Genomic DNA, 23,758 nt, shown 5'->3' on the forward strand with positions numbered 1-23,758 from the left:
CTGATTGCAGGACTGCATCAGTTGCATAGGTACGGGTCAGGGATGGTTTCTTATTGCTGCATCGTTCGGACACGTTCTCGGCACCATGACCACCAGAAATTCCGCTCCGTTGGCGAGCTACATCGACCTCTTGCTGGACGCCGTTTGCGCGGTCGACAAACAAGGTCGCTTCGTATTTGTCAGTGCGGCCTGCGAGCGCGTCTTTGGCTACACCCCCGACGAGTTGATCGGTCAGCAGATGATCGATCTGGTGCACCCGGCCGACCGCCAGCGCACCCTCGATGCCGCACGCGAGATCATGGGCGGCGAGCCCAAGCTGAATTTCGAGAACCGCTACCTGCGCAAAGATGGCCGGGTGGTGAACATCCTGTGGTCGGCTCGTTGGTCGGAGGTCGATCAGCTGCGCATCGCCGTGGCCCGCGACATCACCGAACGCAAGCAAGCCGAGTCCCGGCAAGCAGCGCTGTACGCGATTTCCGAAGCGGCACATGCGGCGGAAGACTTGCTGGCGCTGTTCAAACGTGTCCACCTGATCATCGGCGAATGGCTGCCGGCGCTGAATTTTTCCGTGGCGCTGTATGACGAGCACTGCGAGCAGCTGAATTTCCCTTATCACGTCGACGACCACGAACCGCAACCCGAGCCCGGTACGATCACCGGGCGCCTGTGTGCCGAGGTCATCCGCACCGGCCTGCCCATCCTGCTGACCCCGAACCAGGAGAAACCGCCCATCGGATTCGAGGCGCTGGTGACCGGGCAGAACTCATCGTGCTGGCTGGGTGTGCCGCTGAACTCGCAGAACGGTACCATCGGCGCGCTGATCGTCAAAAGCATCCCTGGCGGCGAGCGCTATACCGAGCAGGATAAAGAGCTGTTGCAGTATGTCTGCGCCCAGGTCGCGACGGCGATCGAGCGCAAGCAGTTGCACGCACGGCTGCAACGCATGGCCCAATACGACCAGTTGACCCAACTGCCCAACCGCGAATTGCTCCGCGACCGGCTCAAGGCCGCATTGGAAGCGGCGCGCGAAGACCGTGGGCGCATGGCGCTGCTGTATGTCGACCTTGACCGCTTCAAGCAAGTCAACGACACCCACGGCCATGCGGTGGGCGACATGTTGTTGCAGACCGTCGCCAATCGGCTCAAGGGCTGTGTGCGTGAAACCGACACGGTGGCGCGCATTGGTGGTGACGAGTTTGTGGTGTTGTTGCACAGCATCCACGCCTCGGGCGATGCCGACTGCGTGGCCGGGAAAATCCGTCAGGTCCTGGCCCAGCCGCTGCGCCTGGACGGCCACAGTCTGCATATCCACCCCAGCATCGGCGTGGCGCAATACCCTGAGAACGGCACGGAAGAACAACAGTTGTTCCGGCACGCCGATGAAGCGATGTACAGCGCCAAGCGCGAGCATCACCTGCGGCTTGTCTGAATGTCGGCTGCCGTTCGTCGCGGCGTGACCGGATTTTTCTAAACCTTTTGGCACGGACAAATTCAGAATCTATGCGGGCTACTGCTCGCCGCGATTATCACCAAGAGGTAGAGAATCATGCCTAACTCAAGAAACTCGAACTCGGGAAACTTCGGCAACGATCGAACCAAGGCGTCTGAAGCCGGTCGCAAAGGTGGGAAAACCACCACCACGACTGTCGATAAGGAGCCTAAACCCGATATGGGTCGTAAGCCCGCACAGAAATCGAAGTAATGGATGTTGGTGGTTTTGATTGAGAAGCGGGGGCGAAAGCTCCCGTTTGAATTTTTAGAGGAGGGCGCGACCATGAACCGGATGGCCACTCGATTATGCAGCTGCGGTTTTGCCGCGTTACTGGGCCTGTGTGCCAGCAGTGCCTTCGCCCAGACGCCCGCCGAATTCATCAACGATGCCTCGGCCCAAGGTATTGCCGACATCGAAGCCAGTCGCCTGGCGCATCAGAAGACCGAATCCAAAGAGATCAAGGACTACACCATTGTCGTGATCAACGACCGCACCACCGCCAACCAGCACCTGGCGAAAATCGCCAGGCAACTGGACTTGCCGGTGGCCCCGCGCGAAGAGGTGGTCGATAAGGCCAAGGCCTTGATGCCCGAAGTCATGGAGGGCGCGAACTTCGATGAAGCCTACGCGGCCAGTCAGGTCAAAATGAACGAGCAAGCCATTGAGCAGCTCGAGCAAACGGCGCAGACCACCGACGTGCCGCAGATCAAGGCATTCGCCGAAGAAACCCTGCCCAAACTGCAGAATCACCTGCAAATGGCCAAGGCCCTGCAAGCCAGTCTCTAGTCATTCCCGTGCGCGGGTGACCTGTGGCTACCCGCGCAATGTCGATCAGCACTCATTCAGATCCTGTTTGCCTTTCTCCTGGACCACGGTGCCGTCGATGGAAATGGTCTGGCCCTCGCCCAGGCTGCGATAGTGTTTTCTCAGCGCCTCCAGCTCCTTGAGGTCCAGCGCTTCGAGCCCCAACATCGCGTTCTGCGCGTCCTTGGTCACGCGCAGCAATTCATCGACCTTCAAATGCAAGATATCCGTGTCGCGGTTCTGCGTGTTCTGGATCAGGAACACCATCAGGAAGGTGATGATGGTGGTCGAGGTATTGATGATCAGTTGCCAGGTATCGTTGAAATGGAAAATCGGCCCGCTCAATCCCCACAGGAAAATCAGCAGGATCGCCCCCAGGAACGTCCTGGGGCTACCGGCCCATAGGGCGAGTTTTTGCGCAACTTTTGCGAACTTCATGGCCGTTTTCCTTGTGAGAGGGCGCTTGAAGTTCAGACAGTGGGGGCCTATTGAAAATTCTATTTGCCTGTCCTGAGAAAAGCGCTGGGTGGCCGTGGGGTAAGATGCTTCGGCACCCACGAAAGGAGAACGCAATGAGTTGGTCCGCCCAGCAATACGTCGCTTTTGAAGATGAACGCACCCGTCCTGCCCGTGACCTGCTGGCGGCAATCCCCGCCGCAGAGGTGCGCTCGGCCATCGACATCGGTTGCGGCCCCGGTAATTCGACCGAGCTGCTGGTGGAGCGCTTTGCCGACGCCACGGTGCGCGGGCTCGACAGCTCGGCCGACATGATTGAAGCGGCCCGCAAGCGCTTGCCGCAGGTGCGTTTCGATATCGCCGACATCGATACCTGGAACGAAAGCGGCCCGTTCGACGTGATTTTCGCTAACGCGGTGTTGCAGTGGGTGCCGGATCACGCTGCGCTATTGCCTTCGCTGGTGAACAAGCTTGCACCCGGTGGCAGTCTGGCGATTCAGATGCCGGACAACCTCAATGAACCCTCGCACCGTTTGATGCGCGAAGTTGCGGGTGTTGGTCCCTGGGCGGGCAAACTTGCCGGAGCTGCCGGGCAACGCACCGAAATGGCCGATGCCAGTGGCTATTACTCAATTCTGAAAGCCTGCTGTACCCGCGTCGATGTGTGGCGCACCACTTACCATCATCCACTGGCGGGGGGCGCCTCGGGTGTGGTCGAGTGGTTCAAGGGCAGCGGATTGCGGCCGTTTCTCGAGCCTTTGGATGAGGCTGAGCGGGCGGAGTATTTGAAGCAGTATCTGGCTGCCATCGAACAGGCCTATCCGGCACTGGCCGATGGCTCAGTGTTGTTGCCATTCCCACGATTGTTTCTGGTCGCGACTCGCTGATGTGAAAAAGGGGCAGAGGTTACCGGTCTTCTGCCCTTCTTCTTGATCGCTGGGAAAAATCACTGCGGTTTGCTTCTTTTTGAGCGCCTGGCACTCAAATATTCAAAAACAAACGAAGCAAAGCCGAACAACCCGATCATCGAAATGATCATGATCCCCAACTCTGAACTGTCCATGCTGACCTCTGACCTCTGAGCGAACGGTGAGCGGGGAGAGTAAGGCATCCGCCGTTCGGCTCAACGCTGCTCTACGGCTTCTTTACTGGGGGGCGGGAATCTATACGCAATCTATACGAGCGGCAGGGTGCTACTTGTTTGCGTTTGTCGGGGTTCGGATTTCGACTAATTGGTCACGTATTTTTGTACCTCCGGATCCTTCCTGCACAGCATTCCAATGAAGCCTGGCATTGTGTATAAATTGATACATTCACATTGCGTGACCGCGCTTGGCTGCTTTTGAGGTCCTTGCGGGGGCAAGGGATGCTGGATCTACTAATAAGAATGGATGCAATATGGATCGCATGACCCCCGATAAAAATAATAACAAAATGTGGTTTTTACAGTTTGCGCGCGGATTGGCCTGTCTGCTGATTGTGTATGTTCATTGGTTGACGTTTTTGCTGGCCCCGGCTTCATTGGATACTACGATTTTTCAATCGGCACTTCCTGCCTACCAGGCACCCATGGCGGTGTTTGGGTATGCTGGCGCTGTGGGCAAGATTGTTCCTGTTGATTTTCGAGAAGTTTACTTCGGGCTTGCACTGTTTTTTATTATTAGCGGTTTCATAATTCCCGTCTCGCTGGAGAAAGGTAGCCGGGCTAATTATGTTATTCGTAGAATTGCGAGGATTCTTCCGACCGCTTTTGCATGCACAGTCATTACAGCCCTCGTTATATTGTTTGGACGGCTCCTTGAAGGAAATACAGTTGCCCCTTTTTCGGTTTCGAGTGTCCTCGCAAATGCCATGCTCATCAGGGATGTGGTGGGGCATCCCTACATCGATACGGCGATTTGGACCCTTGAGATAGAGGTGCATTTTTACGTTATCTGTTTCGTTTTAAGTTTTTTCTCCGGGCAGAAAAAAGCGTGGGTCGTTTTGGTAATGGCCTTGGCTTTTCTTTTCGTCAGTATCGCTTATACGTATTGCAATGGTCCCTATGAGGTCTATAGGCGGTATTTGAACGTTATCGCGACCAATGGCACATTTCTCGTTCCCATGTTTATCGGCATGGCACTCTATAACTTCAATGCTGGAAACTGGTCGGTGGTGAAAACCGCGCTTGTGGTGGTTGCGCTGCTCGTGATGAATAACTTGACCCTTCAGTATCATGTGGGGGGCACATCGAGTGTCATCTACTTTAATCACTTGTTCGCGACGCTTGTGTTTGTAGTGTTGTTGTTGCTCGGTGATAAGGTTCCCTATTTCAGTTTCATGGATAAGTTGGCGGAAGTGTCCTATCCGCTTTATCTTTTGCATGGTACTTGTGGTTATGTTGTTTTTTATATTGTGTACAAATTTCTGCATGAAACTGCGATTGCTTTGCTCCTGTCCTTCACAGTCATTACAGCATTAACGTTCCTGGTTCACAGAACAATCGAGTTGCCTTCGACACCCGCAGGCAAACGCATTGCGAAGTCTTTTGATAAGGCTGATTTTTTTGGGCGGTTGAAACGCCGAAGCGCGTAATCGACGTCTGGCGTGTTCTGCCCCTTTGTTTGGCAACTGTGTGGGAGTGAGCTGGCTCGCGATAGCTGGCCCACTCCCACAGGTTGAGCCGTCAAGATGGCTCTGTATCCATGCGTCGAGCGATAGCGTCCAGCACATCGCAACCGTCACGCGCAGCCACCTAAGATTATCAGTTCTGCTGTAATACCTTCAGTGCTGCCGATGCCAGAAAACCCGAACGGCTTTTTTCCTCAGGGTGGTGCAGCACGTATTCATCAATCCGGTTGAGCAGGTAGCCTGGCAGCGTGATGTTCAGCTTCTGGGCCTTACCCAGATATTTGGTAACGTCGATGTCCACCAATGCCCACGCACAGCCCGTGTACTTCGGGTTGGCTGCATGCAGGGTCACTTTGCTTGCGGGCGGGATTGGCGAATCATCTTCGGCCAGAATTTCGAAGTGGCCTTCAATGGCTTCCCGGGCCATCGCCATCGCGTCATCCAGATCTTCCCCGGCGGAAAAGCACCCCGGAATGTCGGGCACTTCCACACCCCAGGCATGTTCGTCATCGCCCATTGAAATCGCAATTGGGTAAAGCATGTTCATTGTCCTCCGAGGACTCCGCGCACCGGGCTGGTCACAGCAGCGCCTGTTGCAAAATACTGATGGCCGTTTTTTTGAGCAGATCTTTTTTGGGATGAGGAACCGTCACCAGCCCCGGTTTGGTCGGATGCTTGAAGTGATGGTGGCTGCCTCTGATTCGTACCAGATACCAGCCGTCCGCAACGAGTTGGCTTATCAAAAGTCGGCTATTCACATCACCTCCCTGTGGTGTGCTTGTGGTTACTATACCTACTGATTTTTTGTAATCAACACTATACCCACCGAATCGTCCTGTGCTCGATGGGAAAGCGATAGGTACCGAGTCTAGGAGGGCGCTGCATCAACGGCTTGGAGCAAGCCGGAATTGAGCTGCTTTGTGTATTGCGAGGTTTTGCCGAAAGTAGACAGCACCCGAAATTTTCGCTGAGCAGTGTCCACGGGCGATACCTTTCTGCTCTTTTGCTTCAGGTAAGCCTCGTTCAATCATGGGAAAGAGCTAAGCTGAAATTCATAAAGGCTATTGAAGGACACGATGCCTGGCCATGAAAAATCCTCCAGATTTGAGACCGCTTGCTCCGGAAGATCGACGCTCTTTGCAGCACGCCAAAAACCTTCTCGCGAACCCCGGCTTGGTTGCTCAGTTGACCAGTATGTTGGGCACTCCTATCGAAGCCACCATCAAGAGGCTGCCTAAAGGTGCTAACAAACGTGTCAACAGTACTTTGGAGACTGCCCTGTTGAGGTGCGCGCGTACCGCCGCCAGGACCATGGACGACTCAATTGGCGAGCGATCCTGGAACAAGACTTATATGGGGTCCGTGGTTGTAACTGGCGCTGCGGCAGGCTTCTTGGGCCCTTGGACGATGCTGGTGGAGATACCGATAACGACCACAATTATCTTTAGGTCAATTGCAGATGTTGCACGTAGCGAGGGTGAGTCGATTAAAACGGGTGATGTCGTAACGGGTCGCGAGGGTCTTGAAACCGGCTTGCATTGACGAAATCCTTTACTGAGACAAGAAAAACGCTAACGGATCGTTGCTCTTATGCGAAAACGTTAATTTCGAAAGAATGAAAAGACTAAAAACAGACGGAATTTGATAATAAATCCGTGTTTTGCGAAAAAAACGCTAACAGGTCTCAGAATAGTCGCTATCGACCATAGGCACTTGCTGATCGATCAGGGAAACGACTAATGACTCACAAGCCCAATCCCACTAAACCCCAGACACAAAAAAACCGGCCATCAAGGCCGGTTTTTTCTTTACCTGTATCCCCCGTCAAAAACCAACGTGGGACTGAAATTCGATTGGAGCGGGTGAAGGGAATCGAACCCTCGTTATCAGCTTGGGAAGCTGGAGTAATGCCATTATACGACACCCGCCTGGAGCGGTTGACTTTGTACCAGATGTGACCGTGGAAATGAAGTTTTTCTTTGCGGCAGATGGCTTTAGCGCAAATGAAACAAAGCGGACCGCGTTGCGGTCGTTCGCGGGCAAGCCTGCTCTTGCAGAGCGGGGCTTGCTCGCGATGACGCTGTTTCAGATGGCCAATGCATGATGGTCCTGGGCGTAGTGGAAACGCGGTCGGCCCTCATGCTGCGCCGGTTTCAGGAACCCCATCAGTGCATTGCGGCTGTCTCGGCAGGCGGCTTTGTGTTCCATGTCGAGAAAGTGCCCGGTGGCCTGCAAGGTGCTGAAGGTGCTGTGTTGCACGTGGCCGGCGAACAGTCGGGCGTCCTCGGCGGCGGTGTACTCGTCCCATTCGCCATTCATGAACAGCACCGGCACATTGATTTTCTTCGCCGCGTTGAGGTAGCAGTACCGATCACTGTTAAGCACATCGCTGATGTGAAAGTGCATCTGCCCGTATTCATGCTCGGCCAGGCTGCTGACGTGTCGGTAGTTGAACCGTTTGAACAACGACGGCAAGTGTTTGCCGATGGTGCTGTTCACCAGGTTGCCGACCCGGTCGCCGTCGCGGTTGCCGAGGTAATCGACACCACGTTCGAGGTAATCGAGCATGTGGGCGTTGACCACCGGGGAGAACGAGCTGATGACGGCTTTTTCGATCCGGCGTGGCTGTTGCGACAGCGCCACAAGGGTCGCGGCACCACCAAAGGAAAACGACAGCACGTGTTCGGCGGCGAAGTGCTCGATCAGCTCCAGGAGGATCTGCCCTTCGATTTCCTTGGTCAGCATTTTCTCATGCAGGTTGTGGGCTTTTGACTTGCCCGCGTAGGGCTGGTCGTAGCAGACCACGTTGAAATGCGGATAGAGGTTTTTCACGGTTTGGGCAAACGACGCAGTCGTGGACATCGAGCCGTTGACCAGAATAATGGTCTTCTCTGCGGCGTCTGCGCGATAGAACTCCGTGTAAACCCGATACTGACCCTGTATATCCAGCACAGCGATTTCTGGCCTCATGTCATAAGACTCCTGGCAAGCGGGTATGCGCGCAAAAGAGATTGCACGAGCTTTGTGACAGGTAGGCATATGCCTTGGAATTTGTTAGCCCATGTCGATCCACTGCAGTCCGGTCGACGGGTATTGTTATTGGCGGGCAGTCTGCCGGGTGAGGCCGGAACCCAAGGGTTCCTACCGGCAAAAAGTTTCTTAGACGTATCTTGTGACTCGTCGGTCACATTTCGGCCGACGTCCTGATTCAAGCAGGGGTCACATGATTGCGCAAGTGCCGTTGATAAATTGTTCGACAACTTTCTGCTGAGCGGTCGTGCCCTTAGATCGATCGGATCTCTTCGTCGCTCAGTGGGCGGTATTCGCCCGGTTTCAACCTGTCGTCGAGTACCAATGGGCCCATGCGTTCGCGGTGCAGGCGCAGCACCTTGTTGTCGAAATGTCCGAACATGCGCTTCACCTGATGGTAACGGCCCTCGACGATGCTCAGGCGCGCCGATGTCGGTCCCAGCAGCTCTAGCCCGGCGGGTTGAGTGGTGAGGTCTTCGAAGGCGAAGTACAGGCCTTGCATGAACTTGGTGGCGTATTCGGGGCCGATGACCTGTTCGGTTTCGACGTAGTAGACCTTTGGCAGTTTGGTCTGCGGTTGGGTCAGGCGGCGCGACCAGCTGCCGTCATTGGTGATCAGCATCAGGCCGGTGGTGTTGAAGTCCAGGCGTCCGGCGATGTGCAGATCGTCCCTGTCCGGTTCATGGATCAGGTCGAGCACGGTCGGGTGCTGTGGATCTCGAGTGGCGCTGACACAACCGGCCGGTTTGTGCAGCATGAAGTGACGCAGCGGCTTGCCGGTTTGCAGGACCTCGTCATCGACTTCGACCCGGCTGAACTCACGGACTTCGGCATGCGGGTCACTGACGATTGTTCCGTCAATCCGGACGCGCTTTTCCACCAGCAACAGGCGTACTTGCTTACGGTTGAAGCGGGGCAGGTTGCTGAGAAAACGGTCGACGCGCATGACTCAAGGATCAGTGAGCAAAGGGCTGCGCATCTTACTTGATTGGCTGGGGCACTGCTTGCAACTGCGCCTCGACCTCGGCGCAGCGCGGGCACAGGCAGGAGGCGTTGCGCAGTTCGGCCGGCAGCGCTTCAAGGACCGCCGGGTCGATACTGACGCCGTAGCACCAGCACGCCCGATCGGCGGTTCGCGGGTCGGCCAGGGTGCAGTCGTTGGATGCACCGCAGGCCGGGCAGAGGTCAGGCTGGTTCATAAATGGAGTGGGGCATTTCCACGCAGGTACGGTTGCGGCCACTTTGCTTGGCCCGATACATCGCATGATCGGCCCGCGACAGCAATGTGTGCAAGGTGTCATCGGGTTGCAGGGTGGTCAGGCCGATGCTGACTGTCAGCTGCAAACTACTGACGTTGTAGGCATAACGCTGGTGTTCCACATGCTGACGAATCTTCTCGGCAATCATCAGGCCGGTTTTACCATCGGTGTCCTTGAGCAGCACGATGAACTCTTCGCCGCCCCAGCGACAGACGATGTCGGAATGGCGCAGGCAGCTTTCCAGATCCCGGGCAAAACCGATCAGCACCTGATCGCCGGCCAGGTGCCCGTAGGTGTCGTTCAAGGCTTTGAAGTGATCCAGGTCAAGCAGCAGCGCGGTCAGTGGCCTGGGTTCGCGCCGGGCCTCGTGCATGGCTTGCGCAGCCAACAGGTCGAAGCCACGTCGGTTCGGCAGTTCAGTCAGGCTGTCGAGTGTTGCCTGGGCGTGGATCTTGCTCTGAAAGCGCTTGATCACCCGGTTGAGCAGGGCCAGCACGGTCAGGGTGACGACCAGGCAGATCAGCAGGTTGAGGTACAGCGAACGACGGATGTCACTGAGGTCGCCGTCTTCGCGTTTGTCGACGAACAAGTACCAGTTCAGCTCCGGAATGAACCGCACGTTGAGGAAATGCCCCTGGCCCTGGCCGGAATATTCGTAGCTGCCGCTGTGGGGCTTGGGCAATTGGCTGACCAGGTTCTTCATGCCTTCGAGTTCACCCAGGGTCTGTCCGGCCCGTGCGCCATCGGGCCCGCCCTCGGCGCCGGTCAGTACCAGGCGCCCGAAGGTGTCGACGAAGTACACGCTGCGTTGGTAGCGCCGCTGGTATTTGTCGATCAGCTTGATCACCGCATCGACCGTCAGCCCGACACCCGCGGCACCGATGAAACGGTTGTTGTAGTCGTAGACCTTGTAATTGATGAAGACGGTCAGGTTGTCCTTGTTGGCAAGGTCCGGATCGACGTTGATCTCGTAGGGATCTTTCATGTCACGCACGCGAAAGTACCAGGCATCGCGGGGCTCGGTAGCTTTGACCTGCTTGAGCACGCCCTTGGCGTGATAGTAGGTCAGGCTGGTATCGGAAACGAAAAAAGCCGTGTAGGCGCCGTAGTGGGTCATGACCTCGTTGAGGTAGCGGGTCATCTGGTCGGAGTCGCGTTCGCCGTTCACCACCCAGTCGCGCATGAAGGTATCGCGGGACATCATCGAGGAAATCAGGATCGGTCTGACAAGATCCTTCTGGATTTCCGAGTAGACGGTGTCCGATGTCAGCGGCAGTTCGGTGTTGACGATGTTGTCGCGGATCGACGCTCGCGAGGCGTAGTAACTGAGGAAGGAGGTGGCCAGGAATCCCGCGCCCAACAATGCGACCAGCGTGAGCACCAACGAGCGTTGAGAGTACAGCGGCGAGCGAAGCGGCATGGCAGTTCCGTTGGCATTGATCCGATGGCCTGCATTCTAGTGGTAACGGCGGGGAAATGGCTGCTGCATTTGTAGGGCGAATCGGTATGGATCAGGGATGGCAGCGTCTGGGCTGACGCCTTCGCTGGCAAGCCAGCTCCCACAGGTATTGCACCGGACCTGTAGGAGCTGACTTGCCAGCGAATCGAGAGGTCAACGCAGGTTTTTCAGATACGCCCGCCAGCCGCCCAGATGACTGATATCCACTGCCCCCTCCAATCCATTCGCCTCACAGATAAACCCGCTCTCCCAGCGCCCATCCGCCAGTTGCACCTTGCCCAGGCCCAACGGCGCCGGGATGCCGGTGAGGAACGAACCCAACTCGCTGCTCGGCAATTCCCACACTTCCACGGCAATCGCCACACCGCCATCTCTTACCCGAACCATACCCGGACGAAAGGGCGGACCACCCGCCAGGGCATACAGGTGATAGTCGGGTGAGCTGAACGTTGTTTCCACCCGCCGGGCGCCGCGCTGTTTGAGCTGCCAGTTCAGCGCCAGCCCCTCCAGATGCGCGCCACAGACCACCAGGCGTGCACGATCATTGCGTGCAACCGTTGCCGGTGCTGACGCTGCCAGACCTTGCAGGCGCTCCAAGCCATCGGCCACGCTCAGCAGGTATTGATCGGTAAACGCCCGGCCAAACAGCGTCACGCCCCACGGCAAGCCGTTGCCCATGAAGCCGCTGGGCACGGCGACGGCGGCGTAGTCGAGCAGGTTCATGAAGTTGGTGTAGTAACCCAGTTCCGAATTGCGCAGGACGGGCTCAGCGTCCAGTTCAGCCAGCGTGACAGGGCGGCCGATGGTCGGCGTCACCACGCAATCCAGATTTTCCAACGCCTTGTCGCACAGGGCTTTCAGGACTTGCAGCCGATACTGGGCGCGGAAGGTTTGCACACCGCTTACCGCTGGCGCCTTGGCCAGCACCGCACGAATCACCGGCAGCACGGCTTCGGGGTTTTGTTCCATCAATCCGCCGGCCACGCTGTAGCGCTCGGCCACCCACGGGCCTTCGTAAAGCAGGCGCGCAGCTTCCAGGAACGGCGACAGATCCAGTTCTACCGCTTCGCCGCCCAATGCCTTGAGGCGTTGGATGGCTTCCTCGAACAGCACCGGACCTTGGCTGCAGCCGAAAAACGCCAGATCCTGTGTTCGTGGTACGCCAAACCGGAAGGGGCCAGGCGTGCCGAACGCCGAGCCGTCATTCCACAGTGGATTGTTGCGGCTGTACTCATCCCGCGGGTCGAGACGTGCGGTCAGTGCCAGCAACTGACTGGCCTCCCGGGCGGTGGCGGTGAACGTGGTCACGCAATCCAGCGTGCGACAGGCAGGCACCACGCCCGCCGTGGAGATCAAGCCTTTGGTGGCTTTCATCCCGACCAGATTATTCAATGCCGCCGGCACCCGTCCGGAGCCCGCCGTGTCGGTGCCCAGTGAAAAACTCGCCACACCGAGCGCCACTGCCAGCGACGAGCCGGCACTGGAGCCGCCCGACGGATACTCGGGCAGCACGCTGTTAGGGCAGGCACCGTAGGGAGAGCGACTGCCATTGAGGCCCGTGGCGAACTGGTCCAGGTTGGTCTTGCCCAGAGGAATCGCCCCCAGTGCCAGCAATTGCTCGACGATGGTTGCCGAGTGTTCAGGCACATAGGCAAACGCCGGGCAAGCCGCGGTGGTCGGTATGCCCGCCAGATCGATGTTGTCCTTGATCGCGAAAGGCACGCCGTACAGCGGCAGGCTGTCGATGTCGCGGCCGTCGAGCGCGGTCAGAAACGGCTCCAGTTCCTCAATGCTGAGCAAATGGATAAACAGGTGAAAGTCCGGGTTCAGCGCGGCGGCTTTTTCCCGCAAGGCCAACAGCAGTTGGCGTGGTGTGGTCTCGCCGGTGCGGTAGGCCGTGCGCAGGGCATCGAGTTGCAGGTTCATGGTGTTAATCCTTTTCAAATGGGTTCAGTCGAGTTCCAGCACCACAACGCGCTGTCCGGCGCACACCGCCGAACCCGGTTGCACGCGAATTTCGCGAACCACGCCAGCCGTCGGGGCGAGCAGCGGAATTTCCATCTTCATCGACTCCAGAATCACCAGCACGTCGCCAGCCTCGACCCGGTGACCGGTTTCCACCTGGACCTGCCAGAGGTTGCCGGCGATGTGGCTGTCGACGCTCATTTGATCGCTGCCGAGCGGTGCGTCATCGGGCATTTGCGCAGTCGCTTCCTCGCTGTCGAAGTGCGCCTGGCCACTGGCGATCCAACGTTCGCGCTCGGCATTGAATGCGCCTTTTTGCTGATCGCGGAACGCGGTGATGCTCGTGGCTTCCCGAGCCAAAAACGCCTGGTAGTCCGCCAGGTTCAACTGACTGTGCTCGATGTCCAGCTCGAAGCGCCCGAGGGGGAAATCCCGGCGAATGCGCAGCAGTTCATCGGCGCTCACCGGGTAAAAGCGGATCTGGTCGAAGAAGCGCAACAGCCACGGCTTACCATCGAACGCAGCGACTTCACGGTAGCGGTTCCACATCTGCAAGGTGCGCCCGACGAACTGATAACCACCGGGGCCTTCCATGCCGTACACGCACATATAGGCACCACCGATGCCCACCGAGTTCTCCGCGGTCCAGGTGCGCGCCGGGTTGTACTTGGTGGTCACCAGGCGATGCCGCGGATCGAGCGGAGTGGCAACCGGTGCGCCGAGGTAGACGTCCCCCAGGCCCATCACCAGATAGCTGGCGTCGAACACCGTGCGCTGTACTTCATCGAGGTTCGGCAGGTCGTTGATGCGGCGGATGAACTCCAGGTTGCTCGGGCACCACGGCGCGTCCTTGCGCACGGTGGTCATGTATTTTTCGATCGCCAACTGGCACGCCGGATCGTCCCAGGACAGTGGCAGGTGGACGATGCGCGACGGCACTTGCAGGTCTTTGGCGGCGCACACGGCGTCCCATTCACCGGCGACGATGCCGAGCAGATCGGCCAGTGGCAGTTGTTCGGGGTGGTAGTGCACTTGCAGCGAGCGGATGCCGGGTGTCAGGTCGATCACGCCGTACAGATGTTTGCTTTCCAGGGCCTGCATCAGGGCATGGGCACGGAAGCGCAGGACCAGGTCGAGTTCGGGGGCGCCGATTTCCAGGAGCAAATGAGTGTCGCCCGAAAGCCTTGCCACCAATCGAGTGTCTTCTTGCCCAATATCCAGAACCACAGGCGACGCAATTCCTTGTGGGAGCGAGCCTGCTCGCGAAGAGGGCGTGTTAGTCAGCATTTCTGTGCCTGACACACCGCTTTCGCGAGCAGGCTCGCTCCCACAGTGGGTATTCCATTTCAGGGCCAGTGTACGGGCGGTTTTGAGGTCGACGGGTTGGAACTGCACCTTGTCCCCAGCCTTGAGCTGTCCCAACTGCCAAAGATCCGCCTCGATCACTGTCACCGGGCACACAAACCCGCCAAGGCTCGGACCGTCCGGGCCGAGGATCACCGGCATGTCCCCGGTGAAGTCCACTGCGCCAATTGCATAGGGATTGTCATGAATATTCGACGGATGCAGCCCGGCCTCGCCACCGTCGGCGCGTACCCATTCCGGTTTCGGTCCGATAAGGCGCACGCCGGTGCGGCTGGAGTTGAAATGCACTTCCCACTGGGTATTGAAGAAGGTGCCAATGTAGTTTTCCGTGAAATATTCCGGCGCACCGTGGGGGCCGTAAATCACCCGGACCTGCCGTACGTGGGGTAGCTCGCTGACCTGATCTTCAGCCAGTTGCTGACCGGCGTTGCGATCGATCAAGGCCGGCACATGCAATACATCGCCGGCCCGCAAGGCGCGGCCCCCGTGACCGCCGAACTGACCCAGGGTAAAGGTACTTTTACTGCCCAGATAATCCGGCACTTGCAGGCCACCGCGCAGGCACAGATAGCTGCGCGCGCCTTTACCTGCGATGGTGCCGAGGCTCAGCGTAGCGCCTGCCGGCACCCAAAGTGAGGTGTTCATCGGCACGGTTTCGCCGTCGATTTTCAGTGGAATCACCGCCCCGGTCACCGCGACTACCGCCTCGCAATTGAAGCGCAGCAATGGCCCGCTCATGGTGATTTCCAGCGCGGCTGCGCCCTCATCGTTGCCCAGCAAAAGATTGCCCAAGCGCAAGGCACGGCTGTCCATCGGACCAGACGGTGGAACACCCACAGCCCAATAGCCGAGGCGGCCGGGGTAATCCTGAACGCTGGTCTGGGTGCCAGCACTGAGCACTTCAAAGGTGTTGGCTTGATAGACCAGGCCTTCAAGGCAACGGGTCCACGGCTGGCCGCTGGCGAACGGCGCATCGAGCAGGATTTGTCGCAGGTAATCGCGGTTGGTTTCCACACCATAGAGCAGGCTGTCACCCAAGGCCTGATGCAGATCGGCGCGCGCTTCTTCGCGGCTCGGCGCCCAACTGATGACCTTGGCAATCATCGGATCGAAGTACGGCGGGATCTCGCAACCGGCTTCGACCCAGGTGTCGATGCGCAGCTGTTTGCCATCGGCGACCGGGAAGTTGACCGCGGTGAGCAAACCGGGGCTCGGTTGGAAATCCCGGCCCGGATCTTCGGCATACAGCCGCGCCTGGATCGCATGCCCCTCGGCCCGCAAACCCTTGCTCAATTCACTCAGCGGCGGTAGATCACCCGCCGCCAGCGCCACCATCCAGCGCACCAGATCCACACCCCACACTTGTTCGGTGACGCCATGTTCGACCTGCAAGCGGGTGTTCACTTCCAGAAAATAAAAACGCCGGGCATCGCTGTCGAACACGAACTCCACGGTGCCGGCGCTGCGGTAGTTCACCGCTTTGGCCAGCTTGATCGCTGCCGCGCACAGCTCGTCGGCCATGCCTTCGGGCAAGTTCGGCGCGGGGGTTTCTTCCAGGACTTTCTGGTTGCGTCGTTGCACCGAGCAATCACGTACGCCGAGGGCGATCACTTCACCCTGACCGTCGCCGAACACCTGCACTTCCAGGTGCCGGGCGCGCTGGATGTACTTCTCGATGAACACTCCGGCATCACTGAAGTTGTTCTGGCCCAGGCGTTTGACCGCTTCAAAGGACTCACTCAACTCCGCCGCGCTGCGGCACACCCGCATGCCGATGCCACCGCCGCCGGCAGTGCTTTTAAGCATCACCGGGTAGCCGACCTGTTCGCCTGCGAGCAGTGCGGCTTCTAGGCTGTCGAGCAGCTCGGTACCTTCGAGCAGCGGCACGTCGTGTTGCCGGGCCAAGGCGCGGGCGGTGTGCTTGAGGCCGAATACGCGCAGTTGCTCGGGTGTCGGGCCGATGAAGGCGATGTTGGCGGCTTCACAGGCTTCGGCGAATGCGGCGTTTTCCGAAAGAAAACCGTAGCCGGGATGGATTGCCGTGGCGCCAGTGGATTGGGCGATGGCGAGGATTTTTTCCACCGCCAGATACGTGCCGGCAGCGGCACCTTCCCCAAGGCTATGGGCTTCGTCGGCTTGCAGGAGGTGCAGACTGGCGGCGTCAGCCTCGGAGTAAACGGCGACGCCCTGGACGTTCAGTTCGCGCAAGGTGCGCAGGATGCGGCAGGCGATGGCGCCACGGTTGGCAATCAGGACTTTTTCGAACATGGCATAACCCCTGGAGGGGATGCGGGCCGTCCCGCAGTTTTTCGATGAGCACCAGGGTCGTCCCCGGCGGAAAAAACAGTTCTCTTAAAACCACCACCGCATCCTGTGGGAGCGGGCTTGCCCGCGATGACGGTGTGTCAGTCGACATCAATATCGAATGTGCTGGCCCTATCGCGGGCAAGCCCGCTCCCACAGGTTCCGTGGTATCAGTGCTTTTTGAGGCACTGCCCGGAGCGGGCCTGGCAGAGGGCAAACAACCAGCGACGCAAACGGCTTTTCAGTTCCATACCAGCAACTCCGCAGGGGTCGGGTTGTAGGCGTTGCATGGGTTGTTCAGCTGCGGGCAGTTGGAGATCAGCACAATCACGTCCATCTCGGCGCGCAGGTCGACGTACTTGCCCGGCGCGGAAATCCCGTCTTCAAAGCTCAGGCCGCCGTCGGCGGTGACCGGCACGTTCATGAAGAAGTTGATGTTCGGCCCGATGTCGCCCTTGCCCAGTCGCCCATCGTGCACACACGCGCGCAGGTAGTTGTCGCGGCAGCTGTGCATGTAGCGTTTTTCCAGGGCGTAGCGCACGGTGTTGCTCTCTTGCGCGCAGGCGCCGCCGAGGGTGTCGTGGCGGCCGCAGGTGTCGCCGACGATGGTCAGCATCGGTTTGCCGAGGTTGGAACACAGCACGCTGCCGGTGCTCAGGTAGACGCTGTTCTGCCGGCGCAAGGTGCGTTGCACGTCGTAGCGTTCCTTCGGATTGGCGAGGCTGTAGAACAAAGTATCGACCGCCTGGTTGCCTTCCAGGTCGAGGATGCGCAGGGTCTGGCCGGCCTTGACCTCCATCAGCCAGGGTTCGCCGGCCGGGATGGTGGCGCGGTAGATCGCGGCTTCGGGTTGCTTGGCAGCGGTAGCGAGTGCGAGTGACATGGCAGCGATCCTCAGGCGAACAGACGGTCAGTGTTGATGAAACCGCGCTCGTTTTCCGGGCGCGAAGTGCGGCAGTGTTCGGCGACGCTGGCGTCGGCGTTCATCCAGCTGAGCTTCAAGGGCTTGGGCGCGTATTCCGGTGCCGGGTCCATCGGATGTTGCAGTGCGGTGAGCACCACCAGCGTGTCCATCGGCGCGTACAACTCGATGTAGTCGCCAGGCTTCGAGTTGCCCTCGACGAAATGAAAGTGCCCGGCGTCATCGACGTTCACGCGGCTGAACAGGTTGAGTGTCATCAGCAAATCCGACAGGCCCAAACCCCACTTGCCCAGTTCCACCAGCAGGTTGTCGGTGCCGTTGCGAAAGAAACCGTTGCGCAGTTCCTGGTAGCGGCCGGCGCCGTACTTTTGCGCGACTTCTTCAGCGCAGAGCACACCGCCGAGGCTGTCGCTCCAGCCGCAGGTGTCAGCGGTGATTGCTGCCAGCACCCGTCCCATGTCCGAGTACAGGCAATGGCCCGTGGTGAGCTTGGCGGTGTGCTGGCATTTGAGGCTGTCAGGCAGGTTCAGGCGTTCGGTTTTTTCATTGGCGTTGAGCAGTGTCAGGCTGACGTTGGCGCCGCCGCGAATGTCCGTCAGCCGCAGCAATTGGCCGCGCTTCAACACGAACGAACGATGACCACCACCGGGGAGCATTTCTTCGGCGAAGGGCGGGAACAGTTGGGTCGAATCAGTCATTTTCAGATTCCTCTAAGCGATACGAAGCGTGCCTGCCGTGGGTGCCGGCAAGGCGTCGACGGCAGCGCGTTCAATGCGGCGGTCGCTGTTCAAAGGGATGTCGTAGGTAATGCGCGCGCCATAGGCGCCGGGGGCGTGTGGGTCGAGGCGGACCTTGTCGAACACCAGCAAGCGGGTGCCCAGGCTGAAGCCTTCGGACAAGTCATGGGTGACCATGAACACCGTCAGTTGCGTCTCGCGCCACAGCTCCAGGAGCAGGGCGTGCATGTCCTTGCGGATGCCCGGATCGAGGGCGCCGAAGGGTTCGTCGAGCAGCAGCACCCGCGGCTTCATGATCAGCGCCTGGGCGATGGCCAGCCGTTGCTGCATGCCGCCGGAAAGCTGCGCCGGGTACTTGTCCAGCGAATGGCCGAGGCCGACCTTGTGCAGCAGCACCGAGGCCTGTTCGCGGGCATCCTTTTTCGCGCTGCCGAACAACCGGCCCAGTAGCGGTGAACGCGGCAGTTCAAGACCGAGGGCGACGTTGTCCAGCACACTCAGGTGCGGGAACACCGAATAACGTTGGAACACCACGCCACGGCTCGCATCCGGTTCGCCGGCCAGGGGTTGACCATCGAGCAGAATCTCGCCGCGACTGGCTTTTTCCTGACCGAGCAACAACCGCAGGAAGGTCGATTTGCCACAGCCGGAGGCGCCCACCAATGTGCAGAATTCGCCCTCGTTGACGCTCAGGTTCAGGCCTTCGAGCACGACCTGATCGGCGTATTGCTGCCAGACGTTTTTCACGGTGATGAAGCTCATGCCCGTGCTCCTTCATAACTCATTTAGAGGCACCCTGGTGCCAGGGGAATGCACGAAGAGTCAGGCGTTTCAGACCCCAATCCATCAGCCAGGCGAGCAGGGTGATCCACACCACGTAGGGCAAAATCACATCCATCGCCAGGTAACGGCGCACCAGGAAAATCCGGTAGCCAAGGCCGTCGGTGGAGGCGATGGCTTCGGCGGCGATCAAGAACAGCCACGCCGAGCCGAGCATCAGCCGCAGCGAGATCAACAGCCGCGGCAGCAATTGCGGCAGTACTACCCGCAGCATCAAGGTCCAGGTCGAAGCGCCGAGGGTCTGGGCCTTGATCAGCAACTCCACGGGAATCTCCCGGGCGCGCTGCTCCAGATCGCGCGCCAGGGCCGGGGTGATGCCGATCACGATCAGCATCACTTTCGACAACTCACCGAGGCCGAAGACGATGAACAGGATCGGCAAAATCGCCAACGGCGGCACCATCGACAGCACCGTCAATAACGGCGATAACGGCGCACCGAACAACGGCAAGGTGCCTGCCGCCATGCCCAGGCACAGCCCGGTCAATGCACCGATGCCCAGGCCAATGGCCAGCCGGCGCAGACTGGAAGCGGTGTCCTGCCAAAGCACGTATTCACCGGTGCGACTGTCGGCGACGAAGGCCAGGCGTTTCACCGCGTCGGTCATCTGCACGGCGCTGGGCAACAGCTTGTCGTTGGGGTTGTCCATCAGCCGCTCGGCCGAGCCCATGAAGTAGGCGAACAGCACCAGGGCGAACGGCAGGATCACCAGCAACAGGCGACTCGGACGATCCGGGTGGCGATTGATCAGGCGCATGGCCAAGTCCTCTTCTTACAGCTTGGCGTCGGCGGCCATCTGCACGTAGCTGGGGTCGAAGCGCAGCTTGAGATTGCCCTTGTCGCCGCTGGTCACGCCGTTGGCGAAGGCCATGCCGACCGCGCTGGTGTCCTTGGCGCCTTCCCCGAGCAAGCCATGCTGGAAGGAGAACTCAGCGACCCGGCGCATGGTGTCCGGCAGTTGCTTGCTGGTGCTGAATGCCAGGGCTTCCTTTGGCGTGGCGAACAGCTTGGTGGTGTCCAGTTGCGCCTGGAAACCGGCCAGGTCGGTACCCGACGCCTTGGCCATGTGTTCCAGCGCGGCTTTGCTGACTGCGTTTTTCGCATTCATCAACTCCACCACCTCGAACCAGGCACCGGTCAGCGCCTTGCCGAGGGCCGGGTTGTCTTTGAGGGTCTGGGAGTTGACCACCATCATGTCCATGATTTCGCCGGGGATCTGGCTGGAGTTGAAGACTTCGGTCACCGCAGGCTTGGCCTTGATGTCCGAAAGCATCGGATTCCAGGTGGTCACGGCGTTGACCTGATCGGTGTTGAAGGCGGCTGAAATATCGGCGTCGGAGGTGTTGACCACTTTCAGGTCTTTCTCGGTGAGGTCCACCGAATCCAGGGCCCGGGCCAGCAGGTAGTGGGAGACGGACAGCTCCACCAGATTGACGTCCATGCCCTTGAGGTCGGCGACTTTCCTGCCTTCGCCCTTGAGCACGATGCCGTCATTGCCGTTGGAGAAATCGCTGACGATCAGCGCGGTGCTGTCCACGCCACCGGCCGCCGGAATGGTCAGCGCATCCATGTTGGTCATGGTGCAGCCGTCGAACTGGCCGGCGGTGTACTGGTTGATGGATTCAACGTAGTCGTTGAGTTGGACCACATCGATCTTGATGCCGTACTTCTTCGCCCATTTATCGACGATGCCCTGGCTGCCGGCATATTCCCAGGGCATCCAGCCCGCATAAATGGTCCAGCAGACGCTGAAGTGGTCTTTTTGCGCGGCGTGGGAAGAGAGGCTCACAAGGGCTGCGAATGCAGCGGCGAACAGGGTGGGTAAACGAAGCTGGGACATGGTGGTTCTCCAGTTGATCAAGGGCGGGCAGAAGGCAATGCGGCACCGCGAACGGTGGCTTGTCTCCCGGGCTTTTGTCCCGCCGTGTAACCTCAACTGGAGGTCGCCGACTCTCGGACCAGTCACTCGCGATTGCGAGCCGGAACCCTAGTCAGCCATTGCAAATTGTGGTGCCGCGAACCTGTGATGACTCCTGCACGGTTTTGCTATAGCGAGAGCCGTGCCAAGTCGGCCGGAAGGCTCTGGCTCGGGGGGATTGCGCGATGGAAGCCATGGCAGGCGAGTCTGTACTGCCTTGTGATGGTGCGCGGGCGCACTGCAATGGGACGTGTCGGCCACTGATCTGAAGGCGCGCCTCGCGGTGCACTTGGTGAGGGATTTCGAGTCAAAACAGGTGTCAGCCGGCCTGTTCCGGCTGCGGGTCTTTCAGGAGGCCGCCATGTTTCGACGACTGTTGCTCGGTGCTGTGCTGGGTCTTGGGTTGGCCGGTTGTTACTACTACTCCGGAGGCTACGACGTTGCCTATCCCGCCCCTTATTACTACCCCGGTTATTACCCTTATTCCTACTATTACGGACCGCGTTATTACCACGGCCCACGCTTTTACGGTGGCTATCGCTATTACTACTGGGGCGGGCATGCGCCAGGTTATTACGGCGGTAGATATCGCGGGGGAGGCCACTAATCAGCGCGTGAATGGATGAAAAACCTTTCATCGGCGAGATGTTTCAACTTGTTACGAGGACGCACCAGATTCCGAAATTGATGTCAGATGTTACGACAGTTAGCGAATCATTGACTGTCGCCCGCCAGCGTCGCTGGTGTGGCTCACTCGCGGTCCAGGAGGCCGCCATGCTCTGTCGAAAGAAACTCCGCCGAATTCTACTGACTGCCGTGTTGGGATTGTCCCTGGGTGGTTGCGTGCCTTACTACGATGAAGGAAGCAGTTACTACAGTTCCGATGTCTACACCTCGCCAGCGCCGACCTATTACTCCGGCGGCGGGGCTTACTATTCAAACGATGGTTACTACACACCCCCTCGCAGGTATTACGCACCGCCTGCCAGGTATTACCAGCCAACACCCAGGTACTACTACCAGCCACGGGTTTATCAACCGACCCCGCGCTATTACCAGCCGGCCCCGCGTTACTATCAATCACGGCCAGATTATCGGGCGTATCAGAATCATGGTTGGGACGGCCGCAACCGTGGCAACTGGGACAACGATCATCGTGGCGGACACAACGACAATCATGATCGTCGAGGCGACCGCAATGGGCACGGAGACCGCGATGGCCGGGGCAACCACCGTTAATCCAATCCAAAAGCCATTTTTGTGGGAGCGAGCCTGCTCGCGAAGGCGGCGTGTCAGACTGCACTAATGGTGTCTGACACTCCCTCTTCGCGAGCAGGCTCGCTCCCACAGTTGTTTTTAGTATTCCGATAGATCGGCCAGTGGATGCCTGCCTTCCCAAACCTTTTTGAAATGCGCTTCCACCACAGCATCCGGCACAGTATTGACATCCGGCCAGTGCCAGTGCGGTTTCTGATCCTTGTCGATCAGCCGCGCACGCACCCCTTCGCTGAATTCCGGATGACGGCAGCAATTGAGGCTCAGGGTGTATTCCATCTGAAAAACTTGCGCCAGCGACATGTGCCGGGCGCGGATGATCTGTTCCCACACCAGATGAGCGGTCAGCGGCGAGCCTTCGCTCATGGTCCGCGCGGCGCGGCTGAGCAGCAGGTCGTTGTGATCGCGCAGCGCACTGACGGCCTTCCAGGCACACCGAACGTCACTGACATCCAGCAGTTCATCGATTTGCCGGCGTCGCGGCAGCCACTGGGCTTCGGGCATCCGGTCGACGGCTTCCTGCTCAAGGGCCTTGAGCAGGCTGTTGAGCTGCATCGGCGTCTGTTCCTGCCAATTGAGTTGCAACAAGCCTTCGATCAGCGCTTCCTGCTGCTCATCAAGCAGAAAGCGGTCGGCCAGGTCCAGATCGATCGCATCGCGACCATTCATGTGGGCGCCTGTCAGGCCGAGGAACAAACCGAGCTTGCCCGGCAGGCGCGACAAGAACCAACTGGCGCCGACATCCGGATACAGGCCGATACTGATCTCAGGCATGGCCAGCCGACTGCTGGGCGTGACAATGCGAGTGCTCGCCCCCTGCAGCAGGCCCATGCCGCCGCCGAGCACGTAACCATGCCCCCAGCAGATCAATGGTTTGGGGTAGGTGTGCAGGCTGAAATCCAGGCGATATTCCGAGTTGAAGAAGTGCGCAGCCTGAGGCGGCACTTCGCCCGGATGGGCGCGACACGCCTCTACCAGACTGCGCACTTCGCCGCCGGCGCAAAAGGCCTTGGCGCCATTGCCGCGCAATAGTACGCAGACGATTTGCGGCTCCTTGGCCCAGGCGTCAAATCGATCGCGCAGGGCATTGATCATCGACAAGGACAGGGCATTAAGCGATTTTTCGGCGTCGAGGGTGGCAATGCCGATGCGGGCGCCGTCGGTGCCGGTGAGTTCTTCGAAGTGCAGATTCATCGTGACCTCGATCGGGAATTTGAGGGTTAAGTATGATCGCTGTGTGGGAAAGTGCCGGATCTGCGTCAGATCAATTGACAAGCGTGACCGGCCTTCTTAGGGTTCGCCCCATTGTTTTTGCCGGATAT

Annotated in this window: 23 protein-coding genes, 1 tRNA gene and 1 riboswitch; of the genes, 8 read left to right on the plus strand and 16 right to left on the minus strand. The window is 58.9% G+C overall.

What is annotated here, in order from left to right; all coding sequences use genetic code 11:
- The first annotated feature begins 85 nt into the window (after nucleotides 1–85).
- The 3 genes from LAB08_RS06220 (at nucleotide 86) to LAB08_RS06230 (ending at nucleotide 2,278) form a co-directional block, all read left to right on the plus strand.
- The gene (locus tag LAB08_RS06220) at nucleotides 86–1,429 is read left to right on the plus strand and encodes a sensor domain-containing protein (protein ID WP_096513032.1); all 1,344 of its coding nucleotides are present in this window, start codon (nucleotides 86–88) and stop codon (nucleotides 1,427–1,429) included.
- A 117-nt stretch (nucleotides 1,430–1,546) separates the two neighbouring features.
- The gene (locus LAB08_RS06225; RefSeq protein ID WP_096513031.1) at nucleotides 1,547–1,702 is read left to right on the plus strand and encodes a KGG domain-containing protein; all 156 of its coding nucleotides are present in this window, start codon (nucleotides 1,547–1,549) and stop codon (nucleotides 1,700–1,702) included.
- Between the two features lie 72 nt (nucleotides 1,703–1,774).
- The gene (locus LAB08_RS06230; protein ID WP_096513030.1) at nucleotides 1,775–2,278 is read left to right on the plus strand and encodes a DUF4142 domain-containing protein; all 504 of its coding nucleotides are present in this window, start codon (nucleotides 1,775–1,777) and stop codon (nucleotides 2,276–2,278) included.
- A 45-nt stretch (nucleotides 2,279–2,323) separates the two neighbouring features.
- On the opposite strand, the gene LAB08_RS06235 is transcribed toward LAB08_RS06230, so the two are convergent.
- Nucleotides 2,324–2,734 (minus strand): low affinity iron permease family protein, encoded by a 411-nt coding sequence (locus LAB08_RS06235; protein WP_096513029.1) that lies wholly within the window; start codon nucleotides 2,732–2,734, stop codon nucleotides 2,324–2,326.
- Nucleotides 2,735–2,868: 134 nt separating this feature from the next.
- On the opposite strand from LAB08_RS06235, the gene tam reads away from it, so the two are divergent.
- Together tam and LAB08_RS06245 are read left to right on the plus strand one after the other, a co-directional pair.
- On the plus strand, nucleotides 2,869–3,639 hold the full coding sequence (gene tam / locus LAB08_RS06240) for a trans-aconitate 2-methyltransferase (protein ID WP_096513028.1): 771 nt from the start codon (nucleotides 2,869–2,871) through the stop codon (nucleotides 3,637–3,639).
- Between the two features lie 511 nt (nucleotides 3,640–4,150).
- The gene (locus LAB08_RS06245; RefSeq protein ID WP_096513027.1) at nucleotides 4,151–5,326 is read left to right on the plus strand and encodes an acyltransferase family protein; all 1,176 of its coding nucleotides are present in this window, start codon (nucleotides 4,151–4,153) and stop codon (nucleotides 5,324–5,326) included.
- 169 nt (nucleotides 5,327–5,495) lie between these two features.
- On the opposite strand, the gene LAB08_RS06250 is transcribed toward LAB08_RS06245, so the two are convergent.
- Together LAB08_RS06250 and LAB08_RS06255 are read right to left on the minus strand one after the other, a co-directional pair.
- On the minus strand, nucleotides 5,496–5,903 hold the full coding sequence (locus LAB08_RS06250; RefSeq protein WP_096515535.1) for a type II toxin-antitoxin system HicB family antitoxin: 408 nt from the start codon (nucleotides 5,901–5,903) through the stop codon (nucleotides 5,496–5,498).
- Nucleotides 5,904–5,940: 37 nt separating this feature from the next.
- Nucleotides 5,941–6,120 (minus strand): type II toxin-antitoxin system HicA family toxin, encoded by a 180-nt coding sequence (locus LAB08_RS06255; RefSeq protein ID WP_096513026.1) that lies wholly within the window; start codon nucleotides 6,118–6,120, stop codon nucleotides 5,941–5,943.
- A 328-nt stretch (nucleotides 6,121–6,448) separates the two neighbouring features.
- On the opposite strand from LAB08_RS06255, the gene LAB08_RS06260 reads away from it, so the two are divergent.
- Nucleotides 6,449–6,904 (plus strand): EcsC family protein, encoded by a 456-nt coding sequence (locus LAB08_RS06260; protein ID WP_096513025.1) that lies wholly within the window; start codon nucleotides 6,449–6,451, stop codon nucleotides 6,902–6,904.
- A 312-nt stretch (nucleotides 6,905–7,216) separates the two neighbouring features.
- Here the strand turns inward: LAB08_RS06260 and LAB08_RS06265 are convergent.
- From LAB08_RS06265 to LAB08_RS06320, 12 genes are all read right to left on the minus strand, one after another.
- Nucleotides 7,217–7,290 (minus strand) — tRNA-Gly (locus tag LAB08_RS06265).
- 157 nt (nucleotides 7,291–7,447) lie between these two features.
- Nucleotides 7,448–8,332: an alpha/beta fold hydrolase gene (locus LAB08_RS06270; protein WP_096513024.1), complete on the minus strand. Its 885-nt coding sequence runs from the start codon at nucleotides 8,330–8,332 to the stop codon at nucleotides 7,448–7,450.
- A gap of 313 nt (nucleotides 8,333–8,645) precedes the next feature.
- Nucleotides 8,646–9,338, minus strand: coding sequence for a pseudouridine synthase (locus LAB08_RS06275; RefSeq protein ID WP_096513023.1), 693 nt, complete (start codon nucleotides 9,336–9,338; stop codon nucleotides 8,646–8,648).
- 34 nt (nucleotides 9,339–9,372) lie between these two features.
- Nucleotides 9,373–9,591 carry a cysteine-rich CWC family protein gene (locus tag LAB08_RS06280; protein WP_096513022.1) on the minus strand — a complete coding sequence of 73 codons (219 nt, stop codon included), beginning with the start codon at nucleotides 9,589–9,591 and terminating at the stop codon, nucleotides 9,373–9,375.
- On the minus strand, nucleotides 9,578–11,071 hold the full coding sequence (locus LAB08_RS06285; RefSeq protein ID WP_096513021.1) for a sensor domain-containing diguanylate cyclase: 1,494 nt from the start codon (nucleotides 11,069–11,071) through the stop codon (nucleotides 9,578–9,580). Before LAB08_RS06285 ends, LAB08_RS06280 begins: the two co-directional genes overlap by 14 nt.
- A gap of 192 nt (nucleotides 11,072–11,263) precedes the next feature.
- Entirely contained in the window at nucleotides 11,264–13,036 is a 1,773-nt protein-coding gene (gene atzF / locus LAB08_RS06290) for an allophanate hydrolase (protein ID WP_096513020.1), read from the minus strand.
- A 24-nt stretch (nucleotides 13,037–13,060) separates the two neighbouring features.
- Complete coding sequence (gene uca / locus LAB08_RS06295; protein ID WP_096513019.1) at nucleotides 13,061–16,708, minus strand: urea carboxylase; 3,648 nt, start codon at nucleotides 16,706–16,708, stop codon at nucleotides 13,061–13,063.
- Between the two features lie 277 nt (nucleotides 16,709–16,985).
- Complete coding sequence (locus tag LAB08_RS06300) at nucleotides 16,986–17,627, minus strand: urea amidolyase associated protein UAAP2 (protein ID WP_096513018.1); 642 nt, start codon at nucleotides 17,625–17,627, stop codon at nucleotides 16,986–16,988.
- Nucleotides 17,628–17,638: 11 nt separating this feature from the next.
- Nucleotides 17,639–18,364 (minus strand): urea amidolyase associated protein UAAP1, encoded by a 726-nt coding sequence (locus LAB08_RS06305; RefSeq protein ID WP_096513017.1) that lies wholly within the window; start codon nucleotides 18,362–18,364, stop codon nucleotides 17,639–17,641.
- A 12-nt stretch (nucleotides 18,365–18,376) separates the two neighbouring features.
- Entirely contained in the window at nucleotides 18,377–19,165 is a 789-nt protein-coding gene (locus tag LAB08_RS06310) for an ABC transporter ATP-binding protein (RefSeq protein ID WP_096513016.1), read from the minus strand.
- Nucleotides 19,166–19,184: 19 nt separating this feature from the next.
- On the minus strand, nucleotides 19,185–20,000 hold the full coding sequence (locus LAB08_RS06315) for an ABC transporter permease (protein ID WP_096513015.1): 816 nt from the start codon (nucleotides 19,998–20,000) through the stop codon (nucleotides 19,185–19,187).
- A 15-nt stretch (nucleotides 20,001–20,015) separates the two neighbouring features.
- Nucleotides 20,016–21,083, minus strand: coding sequence for a putative urea ABC transporter substrate-binding protein (locus LAB08_RS06320; RefSeq protein WP_096513014.1), 1,068 nt, complete (start codon nucleotides 21,081–21,083; stop codon nucleotides 20,016–20,018).
- Nucleotides 21,084–21,144: 61 nt separating this feature from the next.
- Nucleotides 21,145–21,245: riboswitch (guanidine-I (ykkC/yxkD leader) on the minus strand.
- Between the two features lie 277 nt (nucleotides 21,246–21,522).
- On the opposite strand from LAB08_RS06320, the gene LAB08_RS06325 reads away from it, so the two are divergent.
- Together LAB08_RS06325 and LAB08_RS06330 are read left to right on the plus strand one after the other, a co-directional pair.
- Entirely contained in the window at nucleotides 21,523–21,768 is a 246-nt protein-coding gene (locus LAB08_RS06325; protein WP_096515533.1) for a hypothetical protein, read from the plus strand.
- Nucleotides 21,769–21,935: 167 nt separating this feature from the next.
- A complete protein-coding gene (locus LAB08_RS06330; protein ID WP_096513013.1) occupies nucleotides 21,936–22,400 on the plus strand; it encodes a hypothetical protein in 465 nt (154 codons plus the stop codon).
- A gap of 117 nt (nucleotides 22,401–22,517) precedes the next feature.
- Here LAB08_RS06330 and dspII read toward each other — a convergent pair whose 3' ends face one another.
- Entirely contained in the window at nucleotides 22,518–23,630 is a 1,113-nt protein-coding gene (dspII, locus tag LAB08_RS06335; protein WP_096513012.1) for an enoyl-CoA hydratase/isomerase DspII, read from the minus strand.
- Between the last annotated feature and the right edge of the window lie 128 nt (nucleotides 23,631–23,758).

This window comes from Pseudomonas izuensis, from assembly GCF_002356535.2.
Taxonomy (GTDB): Bacteria; Pseudomonadota; Gammaproteobacteria; order Pseudomonadales; family Pseudomonadaceae; genus Aquipseudomonas; species Aquipseudomonas izuensis.

Bases quoted from the DNA above. Each gene is read 5' to 3' on its own strand.
- atzF (WP_096513020.1), bottom strand. From the start codon at position 13,036: ATGAACCTGCAACTCGATGCCCTGCGCACGGCCTACCGCACCGGCGAG.
- LAB08_RS06270 (WP_096513024.1), bottom strand. From the start codon at position 8,332: ATGAGGCCAGAAATCGCTGTGCTGGATATACAGGGTCAGTATCGGGTT.
- LAB08_RS06310 (WP_096513016.1), bottom strand. From the start codon at position 19,165: ATGAGCTTCATCACCGTGAAAAACGTCTGGCAGCAATACGCCGATCAG.
- LAB08_RS06235 (WP_096513029.1), bottom strand. From the start codon at position 2,734: ATGAAGTTCGCAAAAGTTGCGCAAAAACTCGCCCTATGGGCCGGTAGC.
- LAB08_RS06245 (WP_096513027.1), top strand. From the start codon at position 4,151: ATGGATCGCATGACCCCCGATAAAAATAATAACAAAATGTGGTTTTTA.
- LAB08_RS06320 (WP_096513014.1), bottom strand. From the start codon at position 21,083: ATGTCCCAGCTTCGTTTACCCACCCTGTTCGCCGCTGCATTCGCAGCC.
- LAB08_RS06305 (WP_096513017.1), bottom strand. From the start codon at position 18,364: ATGACTGATTCGACCCAACTGTTCCCGCCCTTCGCCGAAGAAATGCTC.
- LAB08_RS06300 (WP_096513018.1), bottom strand. From the start codon at position 17,627: ATGTCACTCGCACTCGCTACCGCTGCCAAGCAACCCGAAGCCGCGATC.
- LAB08_RS06230 (WP_096513030.1), top strand. From the start codon at position 1,775: ATGAACCGGATGGCCACTCGATTATGCAGCTGCGGTTTTGCCGCGTTA.
- LAB08_RS06315 (WP_096513015.1), bottom strand. From the start codon at position 20,000: ATGCGCCTGATCAATCGCCACCCGGATCGTCCGAGTCGCCTGTTGCTG.
- uca (WP_096513019.1), bottom strand. From the start codon at position 16,708: ATGTTCGAAAAAGTCCTGATTGCCAACCGTGGCGCCATCGCCTGCCGC.
- dspII (WP_096513012.1), bottom strand. From the start codon at position 23,630: ATGAATCTGCACTTCGAAGAACTCACCGGCACCGACGGCGCCCGCATC.
- LAB08_RS06250 (WP_096515535.1), bottom strand. From the start codon at position 5,903: ATGCTTTACCCAATTGCGATTTCAATGGGCGATGACGAACATGCCTGG.
- LAB08_RS06325 (WP_096515533.1), top strand. From the start codon at position 21,523: ATGTTTCGACGACTGTTGCTCGGTGCTGTGCTGGGTCTTGGGTTGGCC.
- LAB08_RS06220 (WP_096513032.1), top strand. From the start codon at position 86: ATGACCACCAGAAATTCCGCTCCGTTGGCGAGCTACATCGACCTCTTG.
- LAB08_RS06225 (WP_096513031.1), top strand. From the start codon at position 1,547: ATGCCTAACTCAAGAAACTCGAACTCGGGAAACTTCGGCAACGATCGA.
- LAB08_RS06260 (WP_096513025.1), top strand. From the start codon at position 6,449: ATGAAAAATCCTCCAGATTTGAGACCGCTTGCTCCGGAAGATCGACGC.
- LAB08_RS06285 (WP_096513021.1), bottom strand. From the start codon at position 11,071: ATGCCGCTTCGCTCGCCGCTGTACTCTCAACGCTCGTTGGTGCTCACG.
- LAB08_RS06330 (WP_096513013.1), top strand. From the start codon at position 21,936: ATGCTCTGTCGAAAGAAACTCCGCCGAATTCTACTGACTGCCGTGTTG.
- LAB08_RS06275 (WP_096513023.1), bottom strand. From the start codon at position 9,338: ATGCGCGTCGACCGTTTTCTCAGCAACCTGCCCCGCTTCAACCGTAAG.
- LAB08_RS06280 (WP_096513022.1), bottom strand. From the start codon at position 9,591: ATGAACCAGCCTGACCTCTGCCCGGCCTGCGGTGCATCCAACGACTGC.
- tam (WP_096513028.1), top strand. From the start codon at position 2,869: ATGAGTTGGTCCGCCCAGCAATACGTCGCTTTTGAAGATGAACGCACC.